13 protein-coding genes are annotated in these 14,567 nt (G+C 62.1%); 4 read left to right on the top strand and 9 right to left on the bottom strand.

The window, feature by feature from the left end:
- Positions 1-31 precede the first annotated feature (31 nt).
- Positions 32-487: a RidA family protein gene (locus tag MB84_RS08475; protein ID WP_039399369.1), complete on the top strand. Its 456-nt coding sequence runs from the start codon at positions 32-34 to the stop codon at positions 485-487.
- 155 nt (positions 488-642) lie between these two features.
- Here the strand turns inward: MB84_RS08475 and MB84_RS08470 are convergent, their stop codons facing one another.
- On the bottom strand, positions 643-1,896 hold the full coding sequence (locus MB84_RS08470) for an MFS transporter (protein ID WP_046291464.1): 1,254 nt from the start codon (positions 1,894-1,896) through the stop codon (positions 643-645).
- Positions 1,897-2,023: 127 nt separating this feature from the next.
- On the opposite strand from MB84_RS08470, the gene MB84_RS08465 reads away from it, so the two are divergent.
- The gene (locus MB84_RS08465) at positions 2,024-3,289 is read left to right on the top strand and encodes an IS256 family transposase (protein ID WP_046290953.1); all 1,266 of its coding nucleotides are present in this window, start codon (positions 2,024-2,026) and stop codon (positions 3,287-3,289) included.
- A gap of 202 nt (positions 3,290-3,491) precedes the next feature.
- Positions 3,492-4,412: a LysR substrate-binding domain-containing protein gene (locus MB84_RS08460; RefSeq protein WP_046291463.1), complete on the top strand. Its 921-nt coding sequence runs from the start codon at positions 3,492-3,494 to the stop codon at positions 4,410-4,412.
- Positions 4,413-4,440: 28 nt separating this feature from the next.
- Here the strand turns inward: MB84_RS08460 and MB84_RS08455 are convergent, their stop codons facing one another.
- From MB84_RS08455 to MB84_RS08420, 8 genes are all read right to left on the bottom strand, one after another.
- Complete coding sequence (locus MB84_RS08455; RefSeq protein ID WP_046291462.1) at positions 4,441-4,893, bottom strand: CopD family protein; 453 nt, start codon at positions 4,891-4,893, stop codon at positions 4,441-4,443.
- An 11-nt stretch (positions 4,894-4,904) separates the two neighbouring features.
- On the bottom strand, positions 4,905-7,241 hold the full coding sequence (gene parC, locus MB84_RS08450) for a DNA topoisomerase IV subunit A (RefSeq protein WP_046291461.1): 2,337 nt from the start codon (positions 7,239-7,241) through the stop codon (positions 4,905-4,907).
- A gap of 254 nt (positions 7,242-7,495) precedes the next feature.
- Positions 7,496-8,443, bottom strand: a complete 948-nt coding sequence (locus MB84_RS08445; protein ID WP_065225765.1) for a lytic transglycosylase domain-containing protein — start codon at positions 8,441-8,443, stop codon at positions 7,496-7,498.
- Positions 8,424-8,831: a DUF4399 domain-containing protein gene (locus MB84_RS08440; RefSeq protein WP_046291460.1), complete on the bottom strand. Its 408-nt coding sequence runs from the start codon at positions 8,829-8,831 to the stop codon at positions 8,424-8,426. The genes MB84_RS08445 and MB84_RS08440 overlap by 20 nt, the downstream gene beginning before the upstream one ends.
- 163 nt (positions 8,832-8,994) lie before the next feature.
- Entirely contained in the window at positions 8,995-10,974 is a 1,980-nt protein-coding gene (locus MB84_RS08435) for a DNA topoisomerase IV subunit B (RefSeq protein ID WP_046291459.1), read from the bottom strand.
- Between the two features lie 319 nt (positions 10,975-11,293).
- Positions 11,294-13,225 (bottom strand): ATP-binding cassette domain-containing protein, encoded by a 1,932-nt coding sequence (locus MB84_RS08430; protein WP_046291458.1) that lies wholly within the window; start codon positions 13,223-13,225, stop codon positions 11,294-11,296.
- A 134-nt stretch (positions 13,226-13,359) separates the two neighbouring features.
- On the bottom strand, positions 13,360-13,839 hold the full coding sequence (locus MB84_RS08425) for a GNAT family N-acetyltransferase (RefSeq protein WP_084009672.1): 480 nt from the start codon (positions 13,837-13,839) through the stop codon (positions 13,360-13,362).
- Between the two features lie 152 nt (positions 13,840-13,991).
- The gene (locus MB84_RS08420; RefSeq protein ID WP_046291456.1) at positions 13,992-14,225 is read right to left on the bottom strand and encodes a hypothetical protein; all 234 of its coding nucleotides are present in this window, start codon (positions 14,223-14,225) and stop codon (positions 13,992-13,994) included.
- Between the two features lie 146 nt (positions 14,226-14,371).
- Here MB84_RS08420 and MB84_RS29830 point away from each other — a divergent pair, with 146 nt between their 5' ends.
- Positions 14,372-14,527: a hypothetical protein gene (locus MB84_RS29830; protein WP_157122665.1), complete on the top strand. Its 156-nt coding sequence runs from the start codon at positions 14,372-14,374 to the stop codon at positions 14,525-14,527.
- Positions 14,528-14,567 lie beyond the last annotated feature (40 nt).

The following is a 14,567-nucleotide window of genomic DNA, read 5'->3' as shown; positions in this document are numbered from 1 at the left end:
TTCCATTAACGAATTTGCAAGGAAGCCGTACATGTCCGTCTACGACAAACTGAAGCAACTGGGTATCGAACTGCCGTCGTCCGCCGCGCCCGCCGCCGCTTACGTGATGGCCGCGCAGACCGGCAACACCGTGTTCCTCTCCGGCCACCTGCCCAAGAAGGATGGCAAGATCTGGACCGGCAAGCTGGGTCAGGACGTCAGCGTCGAAGACGGCAAGGCGGCGGCGCGCGCCACCGCCATCGAACTGATCGCCACGTTGCACGCCCACACGGGCGACCTGAACAAGGTCAAGCGCATTGTGAAGCTGATGAGCCTCGTGAACTCGACGCAGGAATTTACCGAGCAGCACCTGGTGACGAACGGCGCATCGGAACTGTTCGGCGAAGTGTTCGGCGACGCAGGCAAGCACGCGCGCTCGGCCTTCGGCGTGGCGCAGATTCCGCTTGGCGCATGTGTCGAAATCGAACTGATCGCCGAACTTGCCTGACGGCACGCTGCGTAAGTCGGTGATCGTTTGCGCCACGCGAATCTGCGTGGTGCAAGTTGCGACCTGACCTCGTTCGCAGTCACTTGCGTCGAAAACGACGACAGCCACCCGAGGGTGGCTGTTGTTTTATGGGAATGCCGGTGAAGTGAAATCGGCTAAACGAGGGCGGCTGGCTTGCCGGTGCCGTACGCACGACGCATGGCAATCGCCACACCCAGCGACAGCACCACGGCCACCGACAACAACGCAACCACGCCGTGCCAGCCGTGCGACTTGAGCATGACGCCCGAGAAGCTGCCAAGCAGGCTGGACCCCAGATAGTAGAAGAACAGATACAGTGCGGAAGCAATCGCTCGCCCTTCCGTGGCACGTCGGCCGACCCAACTGCTCGCCACGGTGTGCGCACCGAAGAAGCCGAACGTGAAGATCGCCAGACCGATCACCACCCCGGACACCTGCGACGCGAGCATCGTGAAAAGCCCCACCATCGCCAGCGCAACGAGCGCCCACAAAAGACGGGGGCGGCCCACGCGATCCGACAGCGGCCCTGCAATGAACGAACCCACGACGCCGATCAGGTACATCGTGAAAATCGCACCGATGGCTGCATGCGGCAGATGAAACGGCGGCGCCGACAGATAGAACCCGAGATAGTTGTAGACGCTGACGAAGCTGCCCATCATCAGGCCGGCGAACAGGTACAAGCCGAGCAACGCCGGGTCACCCAGATGTCGGCGTGCATGCCCCAGCGCTTCACGTACCGTCATATGACGCGGGGTGAAGCGGCGCGAATGCGGCAGGCTGCGGGCAAACTCAAGGCGCATTGCAAGACACACGAGGCCGATCAGCCCTACCGACACGCGCCACGAGAACATGTCGGCGACAAACGCCGCCATCACCCGCCCCGCCATCCCGCCGAGGATGTTGCCGCCGATATAGAGCCCCATCGACATACCGAGCGAGCGCTGATCGATTTCCTCGCTCAGATACGCCATGGCGATTGCCGGTAGTCCGGACAAGGCCAGCCCCTTGAGCGCCGCCAGAATCACGATGGTCTCGAAGTTCGTCGAGAAGGCGCTGGCCAGCGTGAGGACGGAAGAACTGAGCAGTGCAATCGTCATCATCCGCTTGCGGCTCACGCGGTCGGCCGCGACACACGTCACGAGCAAACCGAGCGCCATCATCATCGTGGCTGCAGATACGGACCAGCTGGCCTGCGCCGGGCTAATGCCGAACGTGGTGGTGAGCAACGGCAGCAGCGACTGCATGCAGTAAAGCTGCGCGAACGTCGAAAAACCACCGAAGAACAGGGCTCGGCTGATGACGGCGTATTCGCGCGTGCCGCGCGCAACGCCCGCCGGTAGTTTGGGAGCAGACGCACTACCGGCGGGCGCGCCGCCGGAAGACAAAGAGCTATTGTCGAATCTGGTGTACGGGGTGCTTTGGGAAATATGAGAAGGCGGTGGCGGTTTAGCTGAGAATGTTGCTTGTCGAAGGCACACCGAGCAAAGCCGGCGCGAGCCGGCCCCGACCACCATGAAGAAGATTATGAAAGAAACGAACGGCAGAAAAGCACAAACGAAGAGCGCGCTCGATGAACTGATCCAGCAAGGCGCGCGGCAGATCATCGAGCAGGCAGTCGAAGCGGAACTGGCGAGCATGCTTGAACAGTACAGCAACGTGAGGTCGATCGACGGTCGGCGTGCCGTGGTGCGCAACGGCTACCTACCAGAGCGCGAAGTCGTCACGGCCATCGGTCCGGTGCCGGTTCGGGTACCGAAGGTGCGTGATCGCTCGGGTTCGGGCATCCGCTTCAATTCGGCGGTCGTGCCGCCGTACGTTCGCAAATCCGCACGCGTGTCGGCCGCACTACCGTGGCTGTACCTGCGAGGCATCTCGACGGGCGACATGAGCGAAGCCATGGGCATCATGCTGGGCGGCCAGGTCAGCGGCCTGTCGCCAAATGTGGTGAGTCGTCTGAAGGCGCAATGGGCCGATGAGCATGCTCAGTGGAATCAGCGTGAGTTGTCGTTGGCGCGCTGGGTGTACTGGTGGGCTGACGGCATTCACACCGGCGTGCGCAGCGACGATTCCGACGGCCAGTGCCTGTTGGTGATCATTGGTGTCAAACCGGACGGAACGAAAGAGCGTGTGGCGATCAGTGACGGGTATCGGGAATCGAAGGCGTCGTGGGCCGAACTGCTGCTCGATCTGAAAAAGCGCGGTCTGCAGTCAGGGCCGCTGCTGGCTTGCGGAGATGGTGCGATGGGATTCTGGGCAGCGATGGAAGAAGTGTTCCCGCAGACCAAGCATCAGCGCTGCTGGTTCCACAAGATGGGCAACGTGCTCAACGCGCTGCCGAAATCGCAGCAGGCCCGCGCCAAAAAGGCGATGCAGGACATTTGGATGGCCGCCACGCGTGCCGAAGCGCTGGTTGCCTTCAATCACTTCGTTGATACCCACTCGGCAAAGTATCCGAAGGTGGTCGAAAAGCTGACGCAAGATCGCGACGAGCTGCTGGCATTTTACGATTTCCCGGCCGAACACTGGCAGCATCTGCGCACGACGAATCCGATTGAATCGACCTTCGCGACGGTGCGTCACCGCACCAAGCGCACGCGTAACTGCGTCTCGCGCGCGACGTTCCTCGGCCTGGCATTCAAGCTGATCGAGTCGGCCGAAGACTCGTGGCGGCGCATCCGCGCCCCCGAAAAGATCGCGACGATGCTTGACGGGATGACGTTCAAGGATGGAGAGCCGGTGACCGACAGCACACCGGCTCAGCAGCCCCTGGCCGCCTAATCTTGCTCACGCCCCGTACACCAGATTTGACTTTAACTCGAAGACAAAGGTAGGGAGTTGGTTGATGCCATGACGCTGGCCCGCCTCACGCGAACCAAGGGTGAAATGTATACGACGAATGATAGGTTTGCCGTTACCTCGCGTCCAATATATATTTAAGGCTTATTTTTATATATAAAACAGATCAATCGAGGCTTGAGGTATGGAACTGCGACACCTTCGCTACTTCGTCACCGTCGCCGAGGAACTGCATTTCAGCCGGGCCGCGCAGCGCCTGAACATCGGGCAGCCGCCGCTATCGATGCAGATTCGGGCGCTTGAGGATGAATTGGGCGTGCCGCTCTTCGAGCGCTCGCAACGACGTGTCTTCCTGACGCCCGCGGGTCGCGCGTTCCTCGTGCGTGCACGCCAGATTCTTGCCGATGCCGAAGCGGCCCGACTCGAAGTGCAGCAAATCGCCGGGCTCGATGCCGGGGAGTTGCGTATTGCGTTCACGACGTCGGCGCCCATGACGAACCTGATGAAACGCGTACTGACGACTTACCGTCAGCGTTACCCGCGCGTGACGCTAACGCTCAGTGAGGCGCCGTCGGAGCGCCAACGGGAAGCCCTCATCGAACGGACGCTGGACATCGGATTGCTCCGTCAGGCGGAGAACGCGCCGCCAGTCGCGGGACTCAGTTTCGAGACGTTGATCGACGAAGCGCTGGTCGTCGTCCTGCATCAGGGACATGCGTTGGCCAAGCACGCCAGCGTGTCGATTGCCGATCTGGCCAACGAAGCGTTCATCATGCATCCCAACGGCGTCGGGACGGCGGTCGACGGACAGATTCGAAGGATGTGCGAGCGCGCGGGTTTTACACCGCGTGTCGTTCAGGAGGCGCGCGAGTCGACGACCATCGTCGCCCTCGCGGCAAGTGGATTGGGGGTTGCGGTACTGCCAGCCGCCGTGCGTTGCATTCAGATTGAAGGCGCGCACTTCATGGACTTCAGCGAACCGGACGCGCACTCGGCGCTGCTACTCGGCAAGCGCCGCGACGATAACAGCCCACTCGTGCAAGCGTTCGTCGCCCTGTGCCATGAAGTGGCCGGGACCGTCAACGACGAAGCCCGGCCAGCGTGAGTCTCAGCAATCGCACCGATCGCACCGATCAGCCGCGAAGCGACGCCGCCAGTCCGATCGTAACGATGCCGAGCACGAGATTCAGAATCACGAGACGACGAATACCGTTGACCGCCGCCGCGCCCTCCGGCCACGACTGCGCCTGCACGGCCCGTTGCAAGCGCGGGAACAGTGCGAAGCGAATGTGACCGAAGACGAGCATCATCAGCACGCCGCCCCCCGCCATGGCGTGCACAGGCCAGCGGGCATGCAGACCGCCCATGCCCATCATCATGTGCCCGCCGGACAGCAGGATCAGCACGATGGCAACGCCCACCCACGTGAAGAACCGTGTGAGCGCCGCCTCCCACAACGGCAGACGCTGCTGCGGCGACAGTTCCGACGACGCGGGCCGCAGACAGGCCAGCGCAAAGAACATCCCACCGATCCATACGGCCACGCTGACCAGATGCAGAAACAGACTGAAGGCGTAAACGCTCATGCGGGACTCCGTCAGGATGCCTTCGGCGCGGCCGGCAACACCGGCTCGAGCGAACGCGGTTTGAACGTCGCAAACTTCACATTCGGCGAACGGCCCTTGCGCGCACGCTTGCCGATGTTCGGCGCAAGCGATGCGCCCGACAGCGTCTCGGACTGAATCTTGCCGCCGCGCACTTCGCCGTACACCGTCACGCCTGCCTCGCTGATCGGCACGACCGACACCAGCGTCTGCTTGGCTTCGAGACCGATCAACGTCACGCCGCGCCCACCGCCCGTCAGTGCCTTCATTTCGTCCATGCCGAACACGAGCAAGCGCCCGTCGCTCGACAGACACGCGACCGCACTGGCGCCCTGCCAGATCGGCGTCGGCGCAAGCGGCTCCGCCCCATCATCGATGGTCATGAACGACTTGCCCGCCTTCACCCGGCTCACCATATCGCCGAGCTTGGTCGTGAAACCGAACCCGGACGACGTCGCGAGCAGCAGCGGCTGATCGCCGGACGCTGCGTAGTAATGCAGCAGACGCGACCCCGATTCCAGTTCGATCAGCGACGTCAGCGGCACACCATCGCCACGGCCGCCCGGCAACTGGGCCACGGCCACCGAATAGACGCGTCCGTTGCTGCCCCAAGCAATCAGCGGATCGACGGTGCGGCATTCGAACGCGCCATACAGTGCGTCGCCCTGCTTGAACGAGAAACCTTGTGCATCCAGTCCGTGGCCCTTGAGCGCACGCACCCAGCCCTTGGCCGACACCACGACCGTGACCGGTTCGTCGACCACGCGGGCTTCCGCGACCGCACGCTTCTCTTCCTGAATCAGCGTGCGACGATCGTCGCCGAATTGCTTCGCGTCGGTTTCGATTTCCTTGATGATCAGACGCTTCATCGTGCTTTCGTTGGCAAGCAAGTCTTCGAGCTTGGCCTTCTCGTCGCGCAACGACGCCAGTTCCTGCTCGATCTTGATCGCTTCCAGACGCGCCAACTGACGCAGACGAATTTCCAGAATGTCTTCCGCCTGACGCTCGCTCAGCTTGAACGCGCTCATCAGCGCGGCCTTCGGCTCGTCCGACTCGCGAATGATGCGAATGACTTCGTCGATATTCAGGAAGACGATCATGCGGCCTTCGAGAATATGGATACGGTCGTCGACCTTGCCCAGACGGTGACGCGTGCGACGCGTGACCGTTTCGAAGCGGAACCCGATCCACTCGGTGATGATGTCGCGCAGCGACTTCTGGCCCGGACGGCCGTCGGCCCCCACCATCACGAGGTTCACCGATGCGCTCGACTCCAGGCTCGTATGCGCGAGCAGCATCGTGATGAATTCCTGCTGATCGATGCGGCTCGACTTCGGCTCGAACACCAGACGCACGGGTGCGTCTTTACCGGACTCATCGCGCACGGCGTCGAGCATGGCCAGCATCGACTGCTTGAGGTTCTGTTGCTCCGGCGTGAGCGACTTCTTGCCGAGTTTGACCTTCGGGTTGGTCAGTTCCTCGATCTCTTCGAGTACCTTCTGGCCCGACGTATTCGGCGGCAATTCGTACACCACCGCCTGCCACTGGCCGCGCGCCATTTCTTCGATCTTCCAGCGCGCGCGCATCTTGAGGCTACCGCGTCCGCTCTCATACGCGGCGCGAATCTCGGCTGCGCTCGAAATCAGTTGCCCGCCGCCGGGGAAGTCCGGTCCCTGCACGTGAGTCATCAACTCAGCGTCATCCAACCTGGGATTACGGATCAACGCCACGGCCGCCGAGGCCACTTCGCGCAAGTTGTGCGACGGAATTTCCGTCGCGAGACCCACAGCAATGCCCGACGCGCCGTTGAGCAATACGAACGGCAAGCGCGCAGGCAACAGGCGTGGCTCTTCGGTCGAACCATCGTAGTTCGGCACGAAGTCGACGGTGCCCGCATCGATTTCGTCGAGCAGCAGCTTGGCAATCGGCGTCAGACGGGCTTCCGTGTAACGCATGGCCGCCGCGCCGTCGCCGTCGCGTGAGCCGAAATTGCCCTGACCATCGATGAGCGGATAGCGCATCGAGAAGTCCTGCGCGAGACGTACCAGCGCGTCGTACGCGGACTGGTCGCCGTGCGGGTGGAACTTGCCGAGCACGTCGCCGACGACGCGCGCCGACTTAACCGGCTTGGCATCGGACGCGAGGCCCATTTCGTTCATCGCGAACAGAATGCGGCGCTGTACCGGCTTCTGGCCGTCGCAGACATCCGGCAGTGCCCGGCCCTTGACCACGCTGATCGCGTAGTCCAAATAAGCACGCTCGGCATACGCGCCGAGCGTTAGCGTGTCGTCATCCGACGGTTGCGTAAAGAGATCTTCTACTTGTTCCATAAAACCTGTGGGTTTGCTGCGAACGTTTGACGAGAGTTCGAGTGGACGTCGACCGCGAGATCATACCAAGCTCACCGGCACATTTCGGCAAAAACGCGTCCGAATGGCAAAGCAAGACGTGATTTCGGAGTGACGACCGTCCAAATTGCCGGGATTGCGTGCGGATTTCGGAGAATTCCGAGCCGACCACCGGAAGACACGCGAGACTTCGAAGGCGAATCCGAAGATGCCGCCAAGCGGCGTCAACCGACGCCTCAGTCGGTGGCTGACGGCGCTGACAGTGTCGACGCAGTCGAGTCGCGTATCGACGCGTTCGGCATGGTAGCAGGCACGACGGGCAGCCCTTGCGGCGCGCCCAGAATGACGTGAATGCGGCCGTCGCGCGATCCGTTGACGCGCGCGTTGCCAATCTTGCCGCCGCCCCCGCTCGCGCGGAGCACGCCATTGCCCGGTGCGGCGTCGTCGCCCTCCGGGTTAAAGCGTCGATAGAGTTCCAGCACGGCGGCGACGTAATCGCGCGTCTCCGCATACGGTGGGATCTGATCGGCGTGACGCGCCACAGCCCCCTCGCCCGCGTTGTACGAGGCGAGCACCAGTTCGAGGCGATCGGGATAGCGCGCTTGCAGATCACGCAGGTAACGAGCGCCCGTCAGCACATTGGTACGCGGGTCGGTAAGTTTGTCGGCGACGGTGCGACGCGCATCGGCGCGCACGCCGTAACGCTCCCCGGTCGTGGGCAGCACCTGCATCAGACCCACCGCCCCTTTGGGCGAGACGGCGTCGCTATCGAACCCCGACTCGGCCGCGATGACCGCTTTGAGCAAGGCCGCGTCGACGTGAAACTTCTGCGCTGCCTGCGCGATGACGGGCGCGAGCTTTCTCAGATTGGGATGACGCGCCAGCGCATCGTACAGACGCGAGCGGTCCGCACCGGTGACGACCCCGCCCTGCTGCTGTGCGCGCAAGTCGACGTTGCCGCCATTGCCAACAACGAGCCGATAGCGCGCATCGAGTTTGCGTGCCGCCAGATGCGCGACACCGTTCTCGTCGACGTAACCGTAGAGTTCGGCGTGCGCGAGCGGCGTCGCGACAAGCAGCGCAGCGGCCAGCGCGGGCCCTGCGAGTTGCCGCAGAGAGAGCTTTCGGCGCAGGGCCTGGAGGCACTGCGCCGTCGAAACGTGATTATTGCTGACCTTTGACATGCACCTTGATCGTCTGGCTCATGGCCGGACCGTAGGAGCGATGGGCACCGTCGGCGAATTGCATCGTCAACGTGTGATCGCCCGGCGTCAGATTGACGCTCGTTTCGGTCTGACCTTTGCCGAAATGCAGGTGGCTGTCGTCGGTAGGAACGACCTGACCTGCCGGAATCGAATCGCCGTCGATGATGAGATGGTGATGGCCGGTATTAGGCAACACTTCGCCCGCCGGTTTGATCGCCATGCCTTCGACGCCGAACTGGACCTTTACCGGATTGGACACCGTTGCGCCGTCCGCAGGGGCAACGAAGAAGACGCGCGGCTGGGCCGACTGTGCCAATACGGTGGCGCTTGCGCTGGCAAGCAACATCGGCACGAAAATGCAACGCATAGAACGCAACATAACGCGACTCCCGGAAGGGTGAAGGAAGGATTATCCCACTATGTGAGCACTCACGCTGGTTTGGCCTGCGTGAGTGCGACTTCGCTACGCTTCACGTACTGTACCTGCAAGTACCGACGCCGCGCCCGCGACCCTTCCTGTGTTGTCAGGCTTAGATGTCGGCTTCCACTTCATTGCCCTTGGCTTCAAGCCAGCTACGGCGTTGCGCCGCCTCGCCCTTGCCCATGAGCATGTTCATGCGCGCCACGGTGGCGTCGAAATCCAGATGGCCGAGCGCCACCGGACTCAGACGGCGCGTGTCGGGATTCATCGTCGTTTCCCAAAGCTGTTCGGCGCTCATTTCGCCCAGGCCCTTGAAGCGGCTGATGGACCACGCGGCTTCGCGCACGCCGTCCTTGCGCAGCTTGTCGAGGATGGCTTCGAGTTCGCCTTCGTCCAGCGCGTAGAGCTTCTGCGCCGGTTTTTTGCCACGCGCAGGCGCATCGACGCGATACAGCGGCGGGCGCGCCACGTACACGTGCCCGGTAGCGATGAGTTGCGGGAAGTGACGGAAGAACAACGTCAGCAGCAGCACCTGAATATGCGAACCGTCGACGTCGGCGTCGGAAAGGATACAGATCTTGCCGTAACGCAGATTGGACAGATCGGGCGTGTCGTTCGCACCGTGCGGGTCGACGCCAATCGCCACCGCGATGTCGTGGACTTCATTGTTGGCAAACAGCCGATCGCGCTCGGTCTCCCAGGTATTGAGGACCTTGCCGCGCAGCGGCAGAATCGCCTGAAACTCCTTGTCGCGGCCCATCTTCGCCGAGCCGCCGGCCGAATCGCCCTCGACCAGAAACAGTTCGTTGCGGGTAATGTCTTCGGTCTCGCAATCGGTCAGCTTGCCCGGCAAAACGGCCACGCCCGAACTCTTCTTCTTTTCGATCTTCTGGCCGGCACGCGTACGCGCCTGCGCCTGACGAATCACGAGTTCGGCGAGCTTCTTGCCATGCTCGACGTGATGGTTGAGCCACAGCTCCAGCGCAGGGCGCGTGAACGACGACACGAGCCGCACGGCGTCGCGACTGTTCAGACGTTCCTTGATCTGCCCCTGGAACTGCGGATCGAGCACCTTCGCGGACAGCACGAACGACACGCGTGAGAACACGTCTTCGGGCAACAACTTCACGCCCTTGGGCTGAAGATTGTGCAATTCGATGAAGCCGCGCACCGCCTGGAACAGACCTTCACGCAACCCCGATTCGTGGGTGCCGCCAGCAGGCGTAGGAATCAGGTTGACGTAAGACTCGCGGACCTGCGCGCCATCCTCGGTCCAGGCCACGACCCACGCAGCGCCTTCGCCTTCGGCAAAGCTGTCTTCGTCGCCTTCGGCAAAGCGCTCGCCTTCGAAGAGCGGAATCAGCGGCTCTGCACCGCCCAGCGATTCCACGAGATAGCCCCGCAGGCCGTGCTCGTAGAACCACGTCTGTTCTTCACCGTTCTTTTCCTGACGCAGCGTGACGCGCACGCCCGGCAGCAGCACCGCCTTCGAGCGCAGCAGACGTTGCAGTTCGCCCAGCGGCAATGCAGGGCTGTCGAAGTACTTCGCATCCGGCCAGACGGTCACGCGCGTGCCGCTCTTCTTCTCGCCACGTTGCGACGCACGCGAGTGAAGTGCCACGTTGACGTTGCCGCCATCTGCGAATTCGAGTTCCGAGACCTGACCGTCGCGCCAGACGGTCACGGCCAGCCGGGTCGCCAGGGCGTTCGTTACCGACACGCCAACGCCGTGCAAGCCGCCGGAGAACGTATAAGCGCCGCCAGCCGCCTTATCGAACTTGCCGCCTGCGTGCAGGCGCGTGAACACGATTTCGACCACCGGCACACCCTCTTCCGGGTGAATGCCGACAGGAATACCACGGCCATCGTCCTCGACGCTGACCGAACCGTCTTTGTTCAGGGTGACGAGAATCTGCTTGCCGTAACCGCCCAGCGCTTCGTCCGAAGCGTTGTCGATGACTTCCTGAATGATGTGCAGCGGATTCTCGGTGCGGGTGTACATGCCCGGGCGCTGCTTGACCGGCTCAAGACCTTTCAGGACCTTGATGGACGCTTCGCTGTACTGGGCAGGCGTATTTTTTTTCGACATAGCGTGACTAAATTAGGGCACGACGCGCGCTTATCCACATTTCCTGTGGACAACCACGGGGAAAACCCATTAACACATGACAAAAGTGACGCCGGATCAACGACTTGTGTTGCGGCGCCCACATAATGGGCACTTCGAATGGCACTTCGGGTGCGCACGATGCCTGCCGACAACGGCGGGGCCATGGCGCCCGATGAATCGCGGCCTATTGTACTGTCACTCGCACTGCACTCGAATGACATGGACCATCGGCCCAATGAAACGCGGCCGGAAAACCGGCCGCCAACGACGTTGTTACGACGCAAGCGTGCTCACGTGCTCACGCGTTCTCGCCGCGCTGCTTGGCTTCAAGCACTTCCCAGCGTTCGAGCGCTTCGAGCAATTCCAGTTCAATCGCTTCGAAACGTTCGGACAGCGCCGCACCCGCAGCCGGATCTTTCACAAAGATCGACCCGTCTTCGATCTTCGCTGCCGCGTCCTTCTGCTCGTTTTCGAGCGCGGCAATGCGCTCCGGCAATCCGTCCAGTTCACGCTGCTCTTTGTAGCTGAGCTTGACGGTGCGGTTCGTGCCGCGCTTGGGCGCTGCCGCCGATTCCTTCGGTGAGTCGTCCACTGGCGCACGCTGCGCAGCGAGCGCCGCCGAGCGTTCGCTCTGCACTTGCCAGTCGGTGAAACCGCCCACGTACTCGCGCCAGTAGCCGTCGCCTTCGGCCGCAATCACCGACGTCACCACGTTGTCGAGGAACGTCCGGTCGTGGCTCACGAGGAACACGGTACCGGTATATTCCTCCAGCAGTTCTTCGAGCAGTTCGAGTGTCGGGATGTCGAGGTCGTTGGTCGGTTCGTCAAGCACCAGCACATTGGCCGGACGCGCAAACAGACGGGCCAGCAACAGACGATTACGCTCACCGCCCGAAAGCGATTTCACCGGAGAGCGCGCGCGCTCGGGCGAGAAAAGGAAGTCGCCGAGATAGCTCATCACGTGCTTGCGCGCGCCATTGATTTCGATCCAGTCGCTGCCCGGGCTGATGGTGTCGAGCAGGCTGCGTTCGGGATCGAGCTGCGCGCGCATCTGATCGAAGTACGCGACCTGGAGGTTTGTGCCGACGCGAATCTGACCGCTGTCCGGCGTGATCTCGCCGAGGATCAACTTGAGCATCGTCGTCTTGCCCACGCCGTTCGGGCCGACCAGGCCAACCTTGTCGCCGCGCATGAGCGTCGCCGAGAAGTCACGCACGATAGTGCGTCCGCCGTACGCCTTCGTCACGTTGGTGAGTTCGGCCACGATCTTGCCGGACTTCTCGGCCTGCGCCACGTCCATGCGCACGTTACCCTGCTGCTCACGACGTTCTGCCCGCTCGTTGCGCATCGTCTTCAGACGCTCGATGCGTGACACGCTGCGTGTGCGGCGAGCCTCGACACCCTTGCGGATCCACACCTCTTCCTGCGCGAGCAGCTTGTCGAACTTCGCATTCTCCACGCGCTCGATTTCAAGCTGTTCGGCCTTGCGTTCCTGATACTGCGTGAAGTTACCGGGATAGGACAGCAGACGTCCGCGATCGAGCTCGACGATGCGGGTGGCCACGCGGTCGAGGAAGCTCCGATCGTGGGTGATGAACAGCAACGCGCCGCGATAGCCGATGAGCAATTCTTCGAGCCAGCGGATGGCGTCGAAATCGAGGTGGTTGGTCGGTTCGTCGAGCAGCAGCACGTCGGGTTTGGCAACCCATGCCTGCGCGAGCGAGACGCGTTTTTGCATCCCGCCGGACAGCGCCCCCACACGTGCGTGGCCGTCGAGTCCGAGCTGCGCGATCGTCGTCTCCACGCGAGTCTTCAGTTGCCATGCGTCGGCTGCATCCAACGACGATTGCAAGCTGTTCAGGCGGGCAAGCAGCGCGTCGTGTTCCGCGCCTTCCGGCGCCACCGACAACGCTTCTGCGGTGCGGTCGTACTCGGAGAGCAACACGTGCGACTCGCCGAGGCCGAGCGCCACGGCATCGAACACGGACTGCTCGGGATCGAACTCGGGCTCCTGTTGCACGTAGACGGTGTGCAAACCGGCCTGACGGGCGACCAGGCCGTCGTCCGGCGCGGTAATGCCCGCCACGATCTTGAGCAGCGAGGACTTGCCGGCGCCATTGCGCCCGATAAGCCCGACGCGCTCACCGGCTTCGAGTGAAAAATCGGCATTGTCGAGCAATGCCAGGTGGCCGAACGCCAATTGGGCGCCGGTGATGGAATACAAGGCCATGTGTCGGGAAGCGCGTGAACTACGATGGGAGATATTGTAGTGCCGAGCGCGATGGCCCGGCCGATATTGCATTTTGCTGCTTCGCTCAGCGTGCGATCGTGCGATTGCGCGATCCGCAAACGCGCTGTCGGTCGCTATTGCGGCTGCACTGCGGGGCGTACCATTTCGATGTGCATGATGCCGTCTTCGTCATACGGCTCACTCGCCTTGACGAAGCCGAACCCGCCATAAAACACCTCGAGATGCGCCTGCGCGCCGATGCGCACGGCAGCGCTCGGCCATTGCGCTTCGGCAATGGCCACCGCCCGCGCCAGCAATTCGCGGCCCAGACCGGTGCCGCGATGCGAAGCGGCGGTGATCACGCGTCCGATCGACGCTTCGTCGTAGGCCAACCCGGGCGGCAGAAGTCGCAAATACGCGGCGATTCGCGGGTCGCTTGCCGGGTTCGCGCTGTCGCGCACTTGCCCGACCAGATGCAGGCTGTACGGATCGCGACCGTCGATGTCCTGATACGGGCACTGCTGCTCGACCACGAATACTGCGTTGCGCGCGGCGAGGATTCGGTAAAGCAGCGCGCTGCCCAGCTCATCGAACGACTTGCACATCCATTCCATTACCGACTCTCCAGCCATTGCAGTGCGAAAGGCCGGACTATAGCACCGTCGCAAAGCGACGATGCCAGCATCGCGCACATCAGATATGGGGGAAAGAAGCGGGAAAAACCGGGAAAAATCGGGACGAGGTAATGCGCAAGCGGCCGTCGACCTTACTGGTAGTAGACGATGCCCTGTTCGATATCGGCACGGGCGTTGCGCTCGGCGTCGTCGAGGGCGTTACCTTGCGTGGCAAAACCGTAGGCGCTCTGAACCTGATAGGCACCCACTTTTTCCATGCCGCGCTGTGTCGGGCGGTGAATCTCGTAGAACGCGTCCCAACGGGCGTTGTCTCGCTCGACTGCATGGACGCTGTACTGGAATTCTTGGTATTGCGATGTTTTCATTTTGTATCCTTCTTTACTGCAAAAAATTTGACTAATAACTATCCCTCTCGAATCGGCTTACGGTGATGAGAGTGCAATTTCGCACAAATGTTTCCGTGAAGTGCACGCAGCCTATCTGCCCAATATGACGGTAATGCGACATAAGCATGACTGACATACGACAGATGACGCTGCTGGACGTCGCATACGGCAAAAAACCGGGTGCGTTCCGTCATGCGCACGCAAGGCGCAATTCGGGTGTTCCGTACGACTTCCTGTTTCGGGGATCGATGGCCAGCCGTTTTGTCGTAACGGCGGCGTGAACGTTTAAGCGTTCAAGGTGACATGTGTCGGCACAGCGTG

The organism is Pandoraea oxalativorans (assembly GCF_000972785.3).
In the GTDB taxonomy this organism is placed as follows: Bacteria; Pseudomonadota; Gammaproteobacteria; order Burkholderiales; family Burkholderiaceae; genus Pandoraea; species Pandoraea oxalativorans.
Note: the sequence above shows the minus strand (reverse complement) of the source record. Positions and strands in the feature narration are given on the sequence as shown.